Below are 13,538 nucleotides of genomic sequence, written 5' to 3' on the forward strand. Positions count from 1 at the left end.
GTTCGTGGTGCGAGTCGGTCTGTGCAGATTTGGCGTGTCGGCCTCCTCAAGCCGATCGTTGCAAGCGCTACGATCATGGAAAATTCGTATTGACGCAAGCCTGAGGGCAAACTAATCGCAAACAATGTCTGTTCATTTTTGAACATGAGGGCATATGACCGGCAAGCTGCACTTCACGACGGATGACCTGCTCTTTCTGCTGGCGGTTGCACGCACGGGGCAACTGAGCACGGCCGCGCGACAATTGCGCACCAGCCATGCCACGGTTTCCCGCCGTATCGACCGGCTTGAATTCGCCCTGAAGGTGAAGCTGTTCGAACGCAATCCGCGGGGCTACGTGCTGACCGGCGTCGGCCAGCGCTTCGTCGAGGCAGCCGAAAAGATCGAGGCGGAAACCGAAAGGCTGCAACGCGATATCGCCGGCGGCATCACCGCGCAGCGTCGTGTCGTGAGGCTGAGCGCGCCGGAGGGGTTTTCGAACTTCTTCTTCACCGCCCATCTCGGCGAATATTATGCGCGCCATCCCAATACGACGCTGGAACTGGTGACCATCCAGCAGATCATGTCGCTGTCGCGCAAGGAAGCCGACATCGCCATCGCGCTCGACCCGCCGAAGGCAGGCCCGTATTTTTCCGAGATCGTCGCCGAATACAGCCTGCACATCTATGCGACTAAAGACTATCTCGCGACGCATGAGGCGATCAGCGAGCGCGGCGACCTGCTGCAGCATCTGTTCATCGGTTATATCGAAGACATGATCTTCGCACCCGGGCTCGATTATCTCGGCGACATACATCCCGGCATCAAGCCGCACTTCCAAAGTTCCAGCATCTTTGCGCAACTGACGGCGGTGCGCAACGGGCTGGGGCTATGCGTCCTGCCGCATTTCATCGCCAGCAAGTTTCCCGATCTGGTCAAGGTGCTGCCCGGGGAGGTGGAGTTGCGGCGCCATTACTGGCTGCTCAGTCACCGGGACCTGAAGGATACGCCACGCGTGCGCACCGTCATCGACTTTATCCAGCACTGTGTCAAAAGGCATTCGGACGAGTTCATTTTGCCCGGCGCAGCGCCGCGTCGCGGACGGGGGAAATGACGCGACCGGAACGCCTCCCTGCCCGCTTGCCAAGGCGTTCGTACACGGCTTTGTATGTCGTTAACCTTATTTTCCTTGTCAGCAATTCCGAATCGCGGATAATGACGCTAATTTCCGGTTTAGGACCGATTTAGCGCTATTATGGTTGGTGACGATGAACGCGATGTTACCTTTGCCGTCATTCGAGTTTGACGACAAGATCCTCATGCAGGGAGCGGAGATCTCCCGCAAGCTGGATCAGCTGCGAGTCGAGAAATTTCCGCCGAACGCCAAGAAGACCCTGCGGCTGTTTGCTATGGCCGAGGTGGCGCATTATCTCGGCGTCAGCCCGAACAATCTCAAGCGCCTGCATCTCGACGGAAAAGGCCCGGTGCCGGTGACCTCGACCGGCGGGCGGCGGTTCTACACGGCCGAGCAGATGCTGGAACTCAGGCATTACCTCGACAAGAACGGCAAGTCCGACGCCAAGAAATATGTGCCGCATCGCAAGCCGGGTGATCGCCTGCAGGTGATCGCGGTCGTCAACTTCAAGGGCGGCTCCGGCAAGACGACGACGACGGCCCATCTCGCCCAGCATTTGGCCTTGACCGGGCACCGCGTGCTGGCGATCGACCTCGATCCGCAGGCTTCGCTTTCCGCCCTGCACGGCTTTCAGCCGGAACTCGACCGCAACCCGTCGCTTTACGATTCGATCCGTTACGACGAGCAGCGCAAGCCGCTCTCGGAGGTCATCCTCAAGACCAACTTTCCGTCGCTGGATATCATTCCCGCCAATCTCGAACTGCAGGAATACGAATACGACACGCCGCTGGCGATGCAGAATTCCAGCGAAGGAAAGCGCTTCTTCACGCGGCTCGGCAAGGCGCTCGCCGAGGTCGACAGCCAGTATGACGTCGTGGTGATCGATTGCCCGCCGCAGCTGGGCTACCTGACATTGACGGCGCTGACGGCGGCATCCTCGGTGCTGATCACCGTGCACCCGCAGATGCTGGACCTGATGTCGATGAGCCAGTTTCTGCTGATGCTCGGCAACATCACCAAGACCATCAAGCGGGCCGGTGCCGACGTGAAGATGGACTGGCTGCGTTATCTCATCACCCGCTACGAACCGACGGACGTGCCGCAGGCGCAGATGCTCGGTTTCATGCATTCGATGCTGGCCGAAGAAATCCTGAAAAGCCCGATGCTGAAATCGACGGCGATTTCCGATGCCGGCCTGACCAAGCAGAGCCTCTACGAGGTGGAACGCGCCAATTTCAACCGGGATACCTATGACCGGGCGATCGAATGCATGGATGCGGTCAACTTCGAAATCCAGGGACTGATCCATCGGGCATGGGGGCGGCTGTGACGATGATGTTGACGGCCGTCAAAACATGGGTTTTCATTAGCAATTTCAAGGCAATGCCGGAATGCGGAGGTTTTGGCCGTGGCGCGTAAAAACCCTTTCGCCAATCTGATGGACGACCATACTTCGGAAGAGGGGCGTCCGGCCCTTGATTATACCATCAAGGGAGCCTCCCGCTCGATCATCAACTCGATCGACGAACTGGCCGACCGGGCCGACAAGCTGCTCGAAGGCGAGACCGTGATCGAACTCGATCCGGACAGCCTGGATGCGTCCTTCGTCCGCGACCGTCTCGACGATGACGGCGAGGAGTTCAACGATCTCCTGGAGGCGATCCGCGAACGCGGCCAGGACAGCCCGGTGCTGGTGCGCCCTCACCCGTCGAAACCCGGCCGCTACATGGTGGTGTTCGGGCATCGGCGCGTCAAGGTGGCTAAGATGCTCGGCCGCAAGATCCGGGCGGTGGTCAAGGACCTGAAGGACCGCGACCATGTCATTGCCCAGGGCCAGGAAAATTCCGCTCGCGCCAATCTGTCCTTCATCGAGAAGGCACAATTCGCCGGCCGCCTCGCCGGCCTGCAATACGACAACGACAACAGCGTCGTCATGACCGCCCTGGCGATCGACCGGGCGACCCTGTCGAAGATGCTGTCGGTCGCCGGCATTCCTGCCGCGGTGCTGACGGCGATCGGCGCTGCCAAATCGGTCGGCCGTGATCGCTGGTACGAACTGAAACTGCTTCTGGAAAAACCGACCAATCTGGAGCGGGCGCTGGCGCTCGTCGAGGAGGAGGGGTTTGGTGCAGCAAGCAGCGACGAGCGCTTCAACTTGCTGGTCGGCCGCCTGAAGAGCGCGGCGAAGAAAGCCAAGCCCATGGTGGCGGAGCGAAAATGGGCGGCGCAGGATCGCTCCGTCTCGGCCGAGATGAAGGCCAGCGGCAAGAATTTCCTGCTCGCCCTTAAAGGCAAGCAGGCGGAAGTTTTGGGGTTCGGCGAGTTTTTGAGCGAGTCTCTGCCCGAGCTTTACGCGGCCTATCGCAGCCGCTCGAACAACACGTAGACAAGGAGACTGAACCGCAAAAGAAAAAAGCTCCCGACCGGTGACCCGAAGCGGAAGCCCTTCTCTTTCTAGCACCTAGAGAATCCCATTTCCGCGAATCAGTGTCAAGACTTTTTAGCGTCGGTTTCGGCGAGACGATTTCCTTTGCCTTGCAGAAGGTGAGAAGAAATGGAAGGTCATTTTATAACGACGCCATTCGGCGCGCGTTCGATGTCGCTTGCCATGTTTGCAGCCCAGGCTGCCGTGCAAGACATCGAACCCGGCCGCTCGGTCGACAAGTGGAAGCTGTTTCGCCAACTGTGCGAGGCGCGACCATTGCTCGGTATTTCGGATCGGGCGCTGGCGGTGCTGAACGCACTGCTGACGTTCTATCCCAGGCCGGAGCTTGCGGAAGAACACGGGTTGGTGGTTTTCCCCTCCAACAATCAGCTGTCGCTACGGGCGCATGGCATGTCAGACACGACGCTACGCCGGCATCTGGCCGCCCTCGTCGATGCCGGTCTGCTGCTGCGAAAGGACAGTCCGAACGGCAAGCGATATGCGCGGCAGGACAGGGCAGGCGAAGCCAGGGAAGCCTTCGGTTTCTCGCTGGCGCCGTTGCTCGCACGGGCCGACGAGATCGAGGCGATTGCCGAAGAGGTGATCGCCGAGCGTCTGGCGTTGCAGCGTTTGAAGGAAAGGCTTTCCATCTGCCGGCGCGACGTGACGAAACTGATCGAGACCGCCATGGAGGAGCGTGCAGTGGGGGACTGGGAGCAGCGTTTCGAGGAGTTTCGGCGCATTGGCCTTCTCCTGCCTCGCCGCGCTTCGGCACAAACCATCCGCGATTGCCTCGATGAATTGGAGCTATTCCGGCAGGAAATCGTCAACGATCTGGAATTGCTTGTGAATGTCAGAAAAATGAACGGCAATGAACGGCAAAATGGACGGCAGATACATAATTCAAACCCACAATACCCATCTGAATCTGAAAATAGCTTCAGAAAAGAAGCTGAAACGTTGGTCGAGCATCAAGTGGACAGCGATGGGGAAGAAACTGCCGTGCCCATGGACGGTTCAAGTAGGGTGTCAATAAGCGGCGGCAGACCAGTGGAAGGGCCTGTCCGCGCATTTCCGCTTGCGATCGTCCTGCAGGCCTGCCCGGAGATTGAGGCTTATGGCCAGCAGGGTGTGATCGGCACATGGCGTGATCTGATGCAGGCGGCCGTGACGGTTCGGTCGATGTTGGGGGTCAGCCCCAGCGCCTATCAGGAGGCGTGCGAGGTGTTGGGGCCGGAAAATGCCGCCACCGTCATGGCCTGTATGCTGGAGAGGGCGCCGCATATCCAGTCTGCCGGCGGTTATCTGCGTGAACTCGTCCGCAGGGCCGGGCAGGGCCAGTTTTCGGTCGGGCCGATGCTGATGGCACTGCTGCGTGCCCATGGCGGCGCAAGGCAACGCGCCGGATGATCAGGCTTTATGGTTTGCTGTCGTCTGGCACGCGGCGATGTTGTTGCAGCCAATCGAAATCAGCCGCCAGCGCTTGGTCCAGGGTCTGCTCCATATGACGGAAGCGTTTCAGCAGGTCTTCGCCGAATTCGGTCACGGCCGCACCGCCACCCTGCTTGCCGCCCCGTTGCGATTCGACGACCGGCAGGGTGAAAAGGTGGTTCATGGCGTCGACCAGCAGCCAGGCACGGCGATAGGACATGTCCATGGCGCGGCCGGCGGCGGAAATCGAACCCGTCTCCTTGATCAGCTCCAGCAGCTGCATCTTGCCGCGCCCGAGACGCTCTCCCGGGGGGAAGTCGATGCGCAGGATCGGTTTCAGGCGGGGAAGATCGGTCATCGGCAAACTACTGTGTTGGGACGTTGTGCCTGATTCTAGCCAGCCGAGTTGCGCATGTATAGCCGCCGTCTATTCGCTCGGGCTTCCCGCCTGATAAAAACGCCTGGCGTCCGCCGTCAGTGCCTGCTGCGGGGCGGGATCGGTGTAGAACATGTGGCCGCCGCGATAGACCTTGAGTGCAGTCCTTCCTTCGGCAAGCGCCGAGGGCAGGTGATCGAGCACATATTTGCTGCTGCCATAGGGGGTGAGGGCATCGCTGTAGCCATGGGCGACCAGCAGCCTGAACGAAGGGATGACCGCAAGCAGATCACGCAGGTCGCTGGTGGCGCTGGCGGTGGAGCGGGTCTCGCCACCCTGGCCACCGGCCCAGTCCCAGCGGCGATTGACGTCGTCCGAGAGCAGGCTGTAGGTCATCTCGGTCTGGAAACCAAGCTCGTGGCGGGCATAGCTGGCGAACGCGGCGGCATAGGCGCGGGTATAGCCGTCGAGCACCGGATCATCGGCGTGATCGACAAGCGATTCGGGATAAGGATCGGCAACGGCCTGGCCGGCATCGTAGGGGCTGACCACCGAGCCGGATACCGATGTCTTGGTGTAGATATCGCCGAGGAAGCCGCGTGTCCTGGCGATGGTGTCGGCGGGAATGCCGGTCAGTTCGGCGAGCCGACGATAGAAGCTTCTGGCCTCCTCGCCTTTCGGTTCGGGGCCGGCGAGCTTTTGCATATATTCGCCCATCGCGAATTGTTCGGCATTGTTCACCGCCTCGACAGTGAAGACATTGCGGCGTTCGAGTTCCGCCGCGGCAAGCGAAGGAAGCTGCAATGCCGCGCCCAGGGGATAGTCGGTAGCGCCGAACAGCAGCTGGCCTTCGATGAGCGGCGACAGCATTACGATGCCGGCGACCAGGATGCCCTGATCCTTCTTGAGCGCGGACGCAACCTTGGCGGCGCGGAAACCGCCGTAGCTTTCCCCGAGCAGATATTTGGGCGAGGCCAGGCGGTCATTGCGCTGCACATAGAGCGAAATGACCTTGGCCAGGCTATCGGCATCCTGGCGAACGCCGTAAAAATTGCCGGCGGTTTCGCTGTCGCTCGCGCGGCTCCAGCCGGTGCCGACGGGATCGATCAGCACGAGATCGGTAAAATCGAGCCAGCTTTGCGGGTTGTCGGCAAGCGACGGCGTGGTGCCGCTTTTTGCCGCGGCATCGAACCGGACGATCCGCGGGCCGACGAGGCCGAGATGCAGATAGGCCGAAGCAGCGCCCGGCCCGCCGTTGAAAACGAAGGTGAGCGGCCGTTGCGATCCGCCATCCTTCGCGGTGTAGGCGGTATAGAAAATTTTTGCGGTGGGTTTGCCGTTCTGGCCGAACAGCGTCAGGGTGCCGGCCGTTGCCTGGTAGGTCAGCTTGCCTTTGGCCGTTTCCAGCACATGCTCCGTCTTTACGTCGTCGGGCAGCAGGGTCAGAATGCCGCCAGCCTCCGGGGCGTCTTGCGGCCCTTCCTGGGCGAGCACGGGCGGAATGGACAGAAAAACCAGAGCCGCCAGAACACAGGCGAAGCGCGAAAACAACAAGCGAAGATCCTCCCGTCGATTGACACGAGAGACAATCTAGGGCGTCGGTGCCGGTTGTCGAAGTCAATTCCTGTTGATGGCGATCAGGCGGCCGCGCGAACCCGCAGCGGCAGAGTGTCGACGAAATGGCGGACGATCCTGTTCAGTTGCTGGCGATCGACGGGAGACCTGGCCTAGATGGCAATACCTTGCGCCACCGTCAGGACCAGGCAATCGTGCCCGGATCGACACCCTCGCTGAAATCACCTTCGGCGGCGGCCTATTCCTTCACCGCGCCGGTCATCGACGACACATAATAATCGACGAAGAAGGAATAGAGGATGACGACCGGCAGCGAGCCGAACAGCGCCCCGGCCATCAGCGCCCCCCATTCGAACACGTCGCCGCGCACCAGTTCGGTCAGCACGCCGACCGGCACCGTCTTGTTTTCCGACGACTGGATGAAGGTGAGGGCATAGATGAATTCGTTCCACGACAGGGTGAAGGCGAAGATGCCGGCGGAAATCAGCCCGGGCACCGCCAGCGGCAGGATGATCTTGATCAGGATCTGCCAGCGGGTGGCGCCGTCCACCAGCGCGCTTTCCTCCAGCTCGAACGGGATGGAGCGAAAATAGCCCATCAGCAGCCAGGTGCAGAACGGGATCAGGAAGGTCGGATAGGTGAAGATCAGCGCCAGCTTGGAATCGTAGATGCCGAGCTTGAAGACGATGAAGGCCAGCGGAATGAACAGGATCGACGGCGGCACCAGATAGGCGAGGAAGATCATCAGCCCGACCGGCCGCGAACCGGTGAACCGCACCCGCTCGATGGCGTAGGCGGCAAATACCGACGTGGCGAGCGACAGAATGGTCGATCCCACCGCGACCAGCATCGTGTTCCACAGCCAGCCCGGATAAGACGTCTCGAACAGCAGGTATTTGATGTGGTCGAGGGTCGGACTGACCACCCAGAACGGGCTGTAATTGTTGTAGTCGGTCAGCTGCGAGTTGGGCTTGATGGCAGTGATCGCCATCCAGTAGAATGGAAAGAGCAGCACGAAGACAAAAACCGCCATCGGCAGGTAGAGCAGCACGATCTTGCGCGGCAGGCGGTTGAGATAACTCATGCCCTCGGTCTTGTCGGTGAGGACATCGGGCTCGATTCTTGCGGTGGTCATCGTCGCCTCCTTGATGTCAATCCTGCCCGCCCTGCTGCCATTTGCGGCGCTGCAGACCGAAAAAGCTGAACATGATGGCGGCGAGCAGGAAGGGGATCATCGCGACGGCAATCGCCGCGCCTTCACCCAGCTGGCCGCCGGGAATGCCGCGCTGGAACGACAGCGTGGCCATGAGATGGGTGGCGTTCACCGGTCCGCCTTTGGTTAGCACGTAGATCAGCTGGAAATCGGTGAAGGTGAACAGCACCGAAAAGGTCATGACCACGGCGATGATCGGCGTCAGCATCGGTAGCGTTACATGGCGGAACCGCTGCCAGTTGGTGGCGCCGTCGAGCGAGGCGGCCTCCTGCAACGAGGCGGGAATGGTCTGCAGCCCGGCGAGCAGCGAGATGGCGACGAAAGGAATGCCGCGCCAGACATTGGCGGCAATCACCGACAGGCGCGCATTGACGGCGTCGCCGAGAAAATTGATCGGCTGGCTGATGAGCCCGAGCTGCATCAGCGACCAGGAAATGATGGAAAATTGCGCATCGTAGATCCACCAGAAGGCGAGGCCCGACAGCACGGTCGGCACCACCCAGGGCAGCAGGACGATCGCCCGGAAGAAGGATTTCCACGGCAGATGTTCGTTCAGCAGCAGCGCCAGCCAGAGGCCGAGCGCAAATTTCAGGACCGAGGCGACGAAGGTATAGATCAAGGTGTTGAAGACGGAGAGCCAGAAGACCGAATCCCTGGCGAGAAACTCGTAGTTTTCCAGCCCGATGAAGATCCCGTCCCGGCCTATGCGGGTATCGGTGAAACCGAGCCAGACGCCGAGGCCGAGCGGATAGGTGAGAAAACAGACGAGGAACACCGCTGACGGCACCATGAACAGCAAGCCGACGACGTTGTTGTTCTGCATTAGCGATGCGATCGGCCCGCGGGACGAGGACACGGTTGACATAAGCACCTCCGGCTTGGTGGGCGGCAGGCCCCGGGCTGAAATCCGGGGTTTGCATCGGCGGGAGCGTTTCTCCCGCCGATGCCATGTGAGAATGTCAGACGCGATAATAGCGGTTGGCGCGCCGTTCGGCCTCCGCCATCGCCTCTTCCGGCGTCATCTGGCCGGTGACGGCGACCGCGAACATGTCGACGAGCACGTAGTCGGCCATGGTGCCGGCCGAAGCGTAACCCAGCGGGCCGGCATAACCGTTCGGCCGCAGTGTTTCCGAAGCGCGGGCATAAGGCGCGTGGATCGGATCGGCGGTCCATACCGGGTTGCTGGCAAATGCCTTGAGCGGCTGGCAGCAATAGGCGCTGGCCCCCTCGATCCAGGCGTTCATCTGGTCGGCTTCCATCATGAACTTGATGTAGGCCTTCGCCGCCTCGGGATATTTCGTGTGGTTGAACAGGAGCAGAGAACTCGTCTGGTGCAGTTCGATGCTCTGGCCGACGGGGCCGATCGGGAAGTTGGTGGTGCGGATATCGGCGGCGATCTCGGCGAGCGCCGGGTCCTTCTTCGCGGCGTAGTAGACCGAGACGCCGTTGGCGATCAGCGATACCTGGCCGGCCAGGAAGGCGCGGTTGTTGTTGATATCCTGCCAGCTTTCCGTGCCGGGAATGAAGGTTTCGTAAAGCGCCTTGGCATAGTTGATCGCCGCCAGCGTTTCCGGACTGTTGATGACGACCTTGCCGCCTTCGTCGACCATCTTGCCGCCGTGGCTCCAGAGCAGCCAGTGGGCATAGTTGTTGCCGTCGCCGACAGCCTTGCCGTGCGGGAAGCCCGCCGGCGTGCCCTTGGCCTTCATCGCCTTGCAGAGCTCCAGGAAGCCGGCGGTATCCTTGGGGAACTCGCTGAAACCGGCTGCCTTCATATGGCTGTCGCGATAGACGACGGCGTTGCCGATCGCCGTCAGCGGCATGGCGATAAACTTGTCGTCGCGCGTGGCATAACCGCGGGCGCCGTCATACCAGCCGCCATAGTTGTCGCCGAGGTAGTTGGCGAGATCGGTGAGGTCGACGAGCTTGTCGGGATACTGGTGCGCATCGTCGAACCAGCACATCACCATGTCCGGGCCGGAACCGACATTGGCGGCAACCGCGGCCTTGGGGCGGATGTCCTCCCAGCTTTCCTTGTCGACGCGGACGTCGACGCCCGTCGCCTGCGTGAACTTGGCGGTGTTGGCGAGCCAGGCGTCCTCGTCGCCCTTGACGAAGGGCGTCCAGCGCAGAAGCCTGAGGCTGGCGCCGGATTCCGGCGTATAGGTGGGTTCGGCCGCCTGGGCGAAGGTCGGGCGCATGCCGAGGCCGGCCATGCCGGCCAGGCCGGCCGACGCCGCGAGAAAATTGCGTCTTTTGATGCTCATCACACTCCTCCTTGGAAAGCGGGACTTTTTTCCTGCATTCGCTCCCGCACGACGAATGCGGCATGGAGACTTCCGGCGGGCCGGATGTCCCGTTCCGATGGCATGTCCGAAAGAGCCTCCTCACTTGCTCCTTGCCGCACGCCGCCGGGCATGATGTCAGCCGGTCAGGCGCAGGCCCGTTTCGGCATCGAAGAGATGCACGTGGCCGGCATCGATCGAGAGGTGGATCATATCACCGGGCCGCGCCTGTATGCGTTCGCGGAAGACGCAGGTGACGTCTGTGCCGCCGAGGCGGACCACCATCTGCGTTTCGTAGCCGGTCGGCTCGATCACCGCCACTTGCGCCGGCAGGCCGGCAGGGTCCAGCCGCATGTATTCGGGGCGAAGCCCGTAGACCAGGTTTTTCCCCTGCGCTTCTTTTGGCGGGTTAGAGACCGGCAGGCGGGTATTGTCGGCTGCGACGAAAGCGGTGGGATCGTCGTTGTCCAACCTCCCCTTGATCATGTTCATCGCCGGCGAGCCGATGAAACCGGCGACGAACAGGTTTGTCGGCCGGTCGTAGAGGTCCAGCGGCGCGCCGACCTGCTCGACGATCCCGTCATGCATGACAACGATCTTGTCGGCCATGGTCATCGCCTCGATCTGGTCGTGGGTGACGTAGACGGTCGTCGTCTTCAGCCGCTGGTGCAGCTCCTTGATTTCCGAGCGCATGGCGACGCGCAGCTTGGCGTCGAGGTTCGACAGGGGTTCGTCGAACAGGAAGACCTGCGGATCGCGCACGATCGCCCGGCCCATGGCGACGCGCTGGCGCTGGCCGCCCGACAGCTGGCGGGGATAACGGTCGAGCAGCTTGGTCAGGCCGAGGATTTCGGCCGCTGCCTGCACGCGCCGGTCCATGTCCGCCTTGTCGGCATTCTTGAGCATCAGCGAGAAGGCCATGTTCTTGGCGACGGTCATATGCGGATAAAGCGCATAGTTCTGGAACACCATGGCGATGTCGCGGTCTTTCGGCGGCAGGCTGTTCACCACCTGGCTGCCGATGCGGATTTCGCCGGCAGAAATGTTCTCCAGCCCGGCGAGCATCCTGAGCAGCGTCGATTTTCCGCAGCCGGAGGGGCCGACGAGAATGACGAACTCGCCATCGGCGATGTCGATATCGACGCCCTTTATGACCGGAAAGGCGCCAAACGATTTCCTGACATCGACGAACTCAACGCCTGCCATGCAAAATCCTCCCATTCTCGCGCTTTACGTCGTCCAGCCGTTCCGGCGGCGTTCTCCCTTGCCTTGTCCGGAACCGCGTGACGGTCGCTTCTTATCCCCTGCCGACCAGGGGCATCTTGGTCGCCATGACGGTCATCGTCAGCACGTTCGCATCCAGCGGTAGGCTCGCCATGTAGACGACGGCGCGGGCGACATGCTCGACGGCGATGGTCGGTTCGCTGGCGATCTCGCCATTGGCCTGCAGCACGCCGGAACTCATCTTTGCCGTCATTTCCGTGGCGGCGTTGCCGATGTCGATCTGGCCGCAGGCGATATCGTATTTGCGTCCGTCGAGCGCCGTCGATTTCGTCAGGCCGGTGATGGCGTGCTTGGTCGCGGTATAGGGGGCCGAATTCGGTCGCGGCGTCGTCGCCGAGATCGACCCGTTGTTGATGATGCGGCCGCCGCGGGGTGTCTGCGATTTCATCAGACGGAATGCCTGCTGGGTGCAGAAGAAGGCGCCGGTGAGATTGGCCGCGACCACGCTGTTCCATTGTTCGGCCGTCAGATCCTCCAGCGGGATAGGCGGCGCGCCGGAACCGGCATTGTTGACGAGCAGGTCGAGGCGGCCGAATTCTTCGGCGATGGCGCTAAAAAGCGCTGCGACCTGATCGGCCGCGCCGACATCGCATATCTTGGCGTGGGCCAGTCCGCCGGCTGCCTTCATCTCCGTGACGGCGGCCTCCAGGACATCGGCGCGGCGGCCGGTGATGATGACCGTATATCCTTCGGCACTCAGTGCCGTGGCGATGCCGCGGCCGACGCCCGTGCCGCCGCCGGTTACCAGAGCGATGCGACCCTTGCCGCCTTTTTCCATGTCAGCCATGCCAGACCTTTCCGCCGAGTTCGTCTTCGATATGAATGCGGATGATCTCATCGAAGTCGGTCTCGGCAACAAATCCCAGTTCGCGGGCACGCCGGGCGTCGAAATCCGTCGCCCAGCCGGAAACGATCTTGCGGATGACGGCATCCGGTTCCCGGCGGATCAGCTTGACGGCCTTGGGGCCGGCGATACGGCCGAGCGCCTCGATCTCCTCGCCGACGAGGGCCGAAAGGCCGGGCATGGTCAATGTCCGGCGCGGGCCGATCCGGCTCGTGTCCATCCGGGCGGCGTGAACGAAGAAACCGACGGCGGCGCGCGGGCTGGCGAACCAGTGGCGGACGGTGTCGTCCACCGGCAGAACCGCTTCCAGGCCGGACAGCGGCTCGCGCAGGATGTTGGAAAAGAAACCGGAGGCGGCCTTGTTGGGTTTTCCGGGACGGATGCAGATGGTCGGCAGGCGAATGCCGATGCCGTCGAAAATGCCCCTGCGGCTGTAGTCGGCAAGCAGCAGTTCGGAAATCGCCTTCTGCGTGCCATAACTCGTCAGCGGCGTTGTGAAGAATTCGTCGCCGATCTTTTCCGGGAAAGGTTCGCCGAATACGGCGATGGAGGAGGCAAAGATCAGACGGGGACGATAGGGCTCCTGCTTCGCCTCGTTGCGGATCGCATCGAACAGCGATCGCGTGCCATCGAGGTTGATGCGATATCCCTTGTCGAAATCGGCCTCTGCTTCGCCGGAAACGATGGCGGCCAGATGGAAGATCACGTCCGGTCGCGATGCGATGAGGCTTGCCGCAACGCCTTCATCCGCAAGATCTGCGGCCAAAGCGTGCGAGATCGATGCGAGGCCAGCCGGTATCGGCGGCTCGATGACATCGACAAGCGTCAGCTGTTCGATCCCCCGCCCCAGCGCCTCGCTGTCGAGGGCAAGTTTTTCCACCAGTTTGCGGCCGATCATGCCAGCCGCGCCGATTACCATAACACGCAAACGCAGACGCCCTCCCGCACCGATTTCATGTCCCGCCAGCCTGTGGAGCGTCCGGTTTTTTCA

Annotated in this window: 12 protein-coding genes; 4 read left to right on the top strand and 8 right to left on the bottom strand. The window is 61.6% G+C overall.

Going from position 1 to position 13,538, the window contains the following annotated elements; all coding sequences use genetic code 11:
* Positions 1-154 precede the first annotated feature (154 nt).
* The 4 genes from DEM27_RS21165 to repC all read left to right on the top strand — a co-directional run bounded on the left by DEM27_RS21165 (position 155) and on the right by repC (position 4,949).
* The gene (locus DEM27_RS21165; protein WP_109460245.1) at positions 155-1,093 is read left to right on the top strand and encodes a LysR family transcriptional regulator; all 939 of its coding nucleotides are present in this window, start codon (positions 155-157) and stop codon (positions 1,091-1,093) included.
* A 154-nt stretch (positions 1,094-1,247) separates the two neighbouring features.
* Positions 1,248-2,444 (top strand): plasmid partitioning protein RepA, encoded by a 1,197-nt coding sequence (gene repA / locus DEM27_RS21170; protein ID WP_109460374.1) that lies wholly within the window; start codon positions 1,248-1,250, stop codon positions 2,442-2,444.
* Positions 2,445-2,522: 78 nt separating this feature from the next.
* Positions 2,523-3,500, top strand: coding sequence for a plasmid partitioning protein RepB (gene repB, locus DEM27_RS21175; RefSeq protein ID WP_109460375.1), 978 nt, complete (start codon positions 2,523-2,525; stop codon positions 3,498-3,500).
* Positions 3,501-3,668: 168 nt separating this feature from the next.
* Entirely contained in the window at positions 3,669-4,949 is a 1,281-nt protein-coding gene (gene repC / locus DEM27_RS21180; protein WP_109460246.1) for a plasmid replication protein RepC, read from the top strand.
* 7 nt (positions 4,950-4,956) lie between these two features.
* Here repC and DEM27_RS21185 read toward each other — a convergent pair whose 3' ends face one another.
* The 8 genes from DEM27_RS21185 to denD form a co-directional block, all read right to left on the bottom strand.
* Positions 4,957-5,328, bottom strand: a complete 372-nt coding sequence (locus tag DEM27_RS21185) for a winged helix-turn-helix domain-containing protein (RefSeq protein ID WP_109460247.1) — start codon at positions 5,326-5,328, stop codon at positions 4,957-4,959.
* Between the two features lie 69 nt (positions 5,329-5,397).
* Entirely contained in the window at positions 5,398-6,900 is a 1,503-nt protein-coding gene (locus tag DEM27_RS21190; RefSeq protein ID WP_109460248.1) for a S10 family peptidase, read from the bottom strand.
* Positions 6,901-7,159: 259 nt separating this feature from the next.
* Positions 7,160-8,056 carry a carbohydrate ABC transporter permease gene (locus DEM27_RS21195; RefSeq protein WP_109460249.1) on the bottom strand — a complete coding sequence of 299 codons (897 nt, stop codon included), beginning with the start codon at positions 8,054-8,056 and terminating at the stop codon, positions 7,160-7,162.
* Between the two features lie 16 nt (positions 8,057-8,072).
* Entirely contained in the window at positions 8,073-8,999 is a 927-nt protein-coding gene (locus DEM27_RS21200; RefSeq protein ID WP_109460250.1) for a carbohydrate ABC transporter permease, read from the bottom strand.
* 94 nt (positions 9,000-9,093) lie between these two features.
* Positions 9,094-10,401 carry an ABC transporter substrate-binding protein gene (locus DEM27_RS21205; RefSeq protein ID WP_109460251.1) on the bottom strand — a complete coding sequence of 436 codons (1,308 nt, stop codon included), beginning with the start codon at positions 10,399-10,401 and terminating at the stop codon, positions 9,094-9,096.
* A 156-nt stretch (positions 10,402-10,557) separates the two neighbouring features.
* Positions 10,558-11,625 (bottom strand): ABC transporter ATP-binding protein, encoded by a 1,068-nt coding sequence (locus DEM27_RS21210; protein WP_109460252.1) that lies wholly within the window; start codon positions 11,623-11,625, stop codon positions 10,558-10,560.
* Positions 11,626-11,716: 91 nt separating this feature from the next.
* On the bottom strand, positions 11,717-12,490 hold the full coding sequence (locus DEM27_RS21215) for an SDR family oxidoreductase (protein ID WP_109460253.1): 774 nt from the start codon (positions 12,488-12,490) through the stop codon (positions 11,717-11,719).
* Positions 12,483-13,475 carry a D-erythronate dehydrogenase gene (gene denD / locus DEM27_RS21220; RefSeq protein WP_109460254.1) on the bottom strand — a complete coding sequence of 331 codons (993 nt, stop codon included), beginning with the start codon at positions 13,473-13,475 and terminating at the stop codon, positions 12,483-12,485. Before denD ends, DEM27_RS21215 begins: the two co-directional genes overlap by 8 nt.
* Positions 13,476-13,538 lie beyond the last annotated feature (63 nt).

The organism is Rhizobium album, from assembly GCF_003122325.1.
Taxonomy (GTDB): domain Bacteria; phylum Pseudomonadota; class Alphaproteobacteria; order Rhizobiales; family Rhizobiaceae; genus Metarhizobium; species Metarhizobium album.

What these genes read in the sequence shown, in the direction of transcription:
- DEM27_RS21165 (WP_109460245.1), top strand. Translation starts at nt 155, where the DNA reads ATGACCGGCAAGCTGCACTTCACGACGGATGACCTGCTCTTTCTGCTG.
- repA (WP_109460374.1), top strand. Translation starts at nt 1,248, where the DNA reads ATGAACGCGATGTTACCTTTGCCGTCATTCGAGTTTGACGACAAGATC.
- repC (WP_109460246.1), top strand. Translation starts at nt 3,669, where the DNA reads ATGGAAGGTCATTTTATAACGACGCCATTCGGCGCGCGTTCGATGTCG.
- DEM27_RS21185 (WP_109460247.1), bottom strand. Translation starts at nt 5,328, where the DNA reads ATGACCGATCTTCCCCGCCTGAAACCGATCCTGCGCATCGACTTCCCC.
- DEM27_RS21195 (WP_109460249.1), bottom strand. Translation starts at nt 8,056, where the DNA reads ATGACCACCGCAAGAATCGAGCCCGATGTCCTCACCGACAAGACCGAG.
- DEM27_RS21200 (WP_109460250.1), bottom strand. Translation starts at nt 8,999, where the DNA reads ATGTCAACCGTGTCCTCGTCCCGCGGGCCGATCGCATCGCTAATGCAG.
- DEM27_RS21205 (WP_109460251.1), bottom strand. Translation starts at nt 10,401, where the DNA reads ATGAGCATCAAAAGACGCAATTTTCTCGCGGCGTCGGCCGGCCTGGCC.
- DEM27_RS21210 (WP_109460252.1), bottom strand. Translation starts at nt 11,625, where the DNA reads ATGGCAGGCGTTGAGTTCGTCGATGTCAGGAAATCGTTTGGCGCCTTT.
- DEM27_RS21215 (WP_109460253.1), bottom strand. Translation starts at nt 12,490, where the DNA reads ATGGCTGACATGGAAAAAGGCGGCAAGGGTCGCATCGCTCTGGTAACC.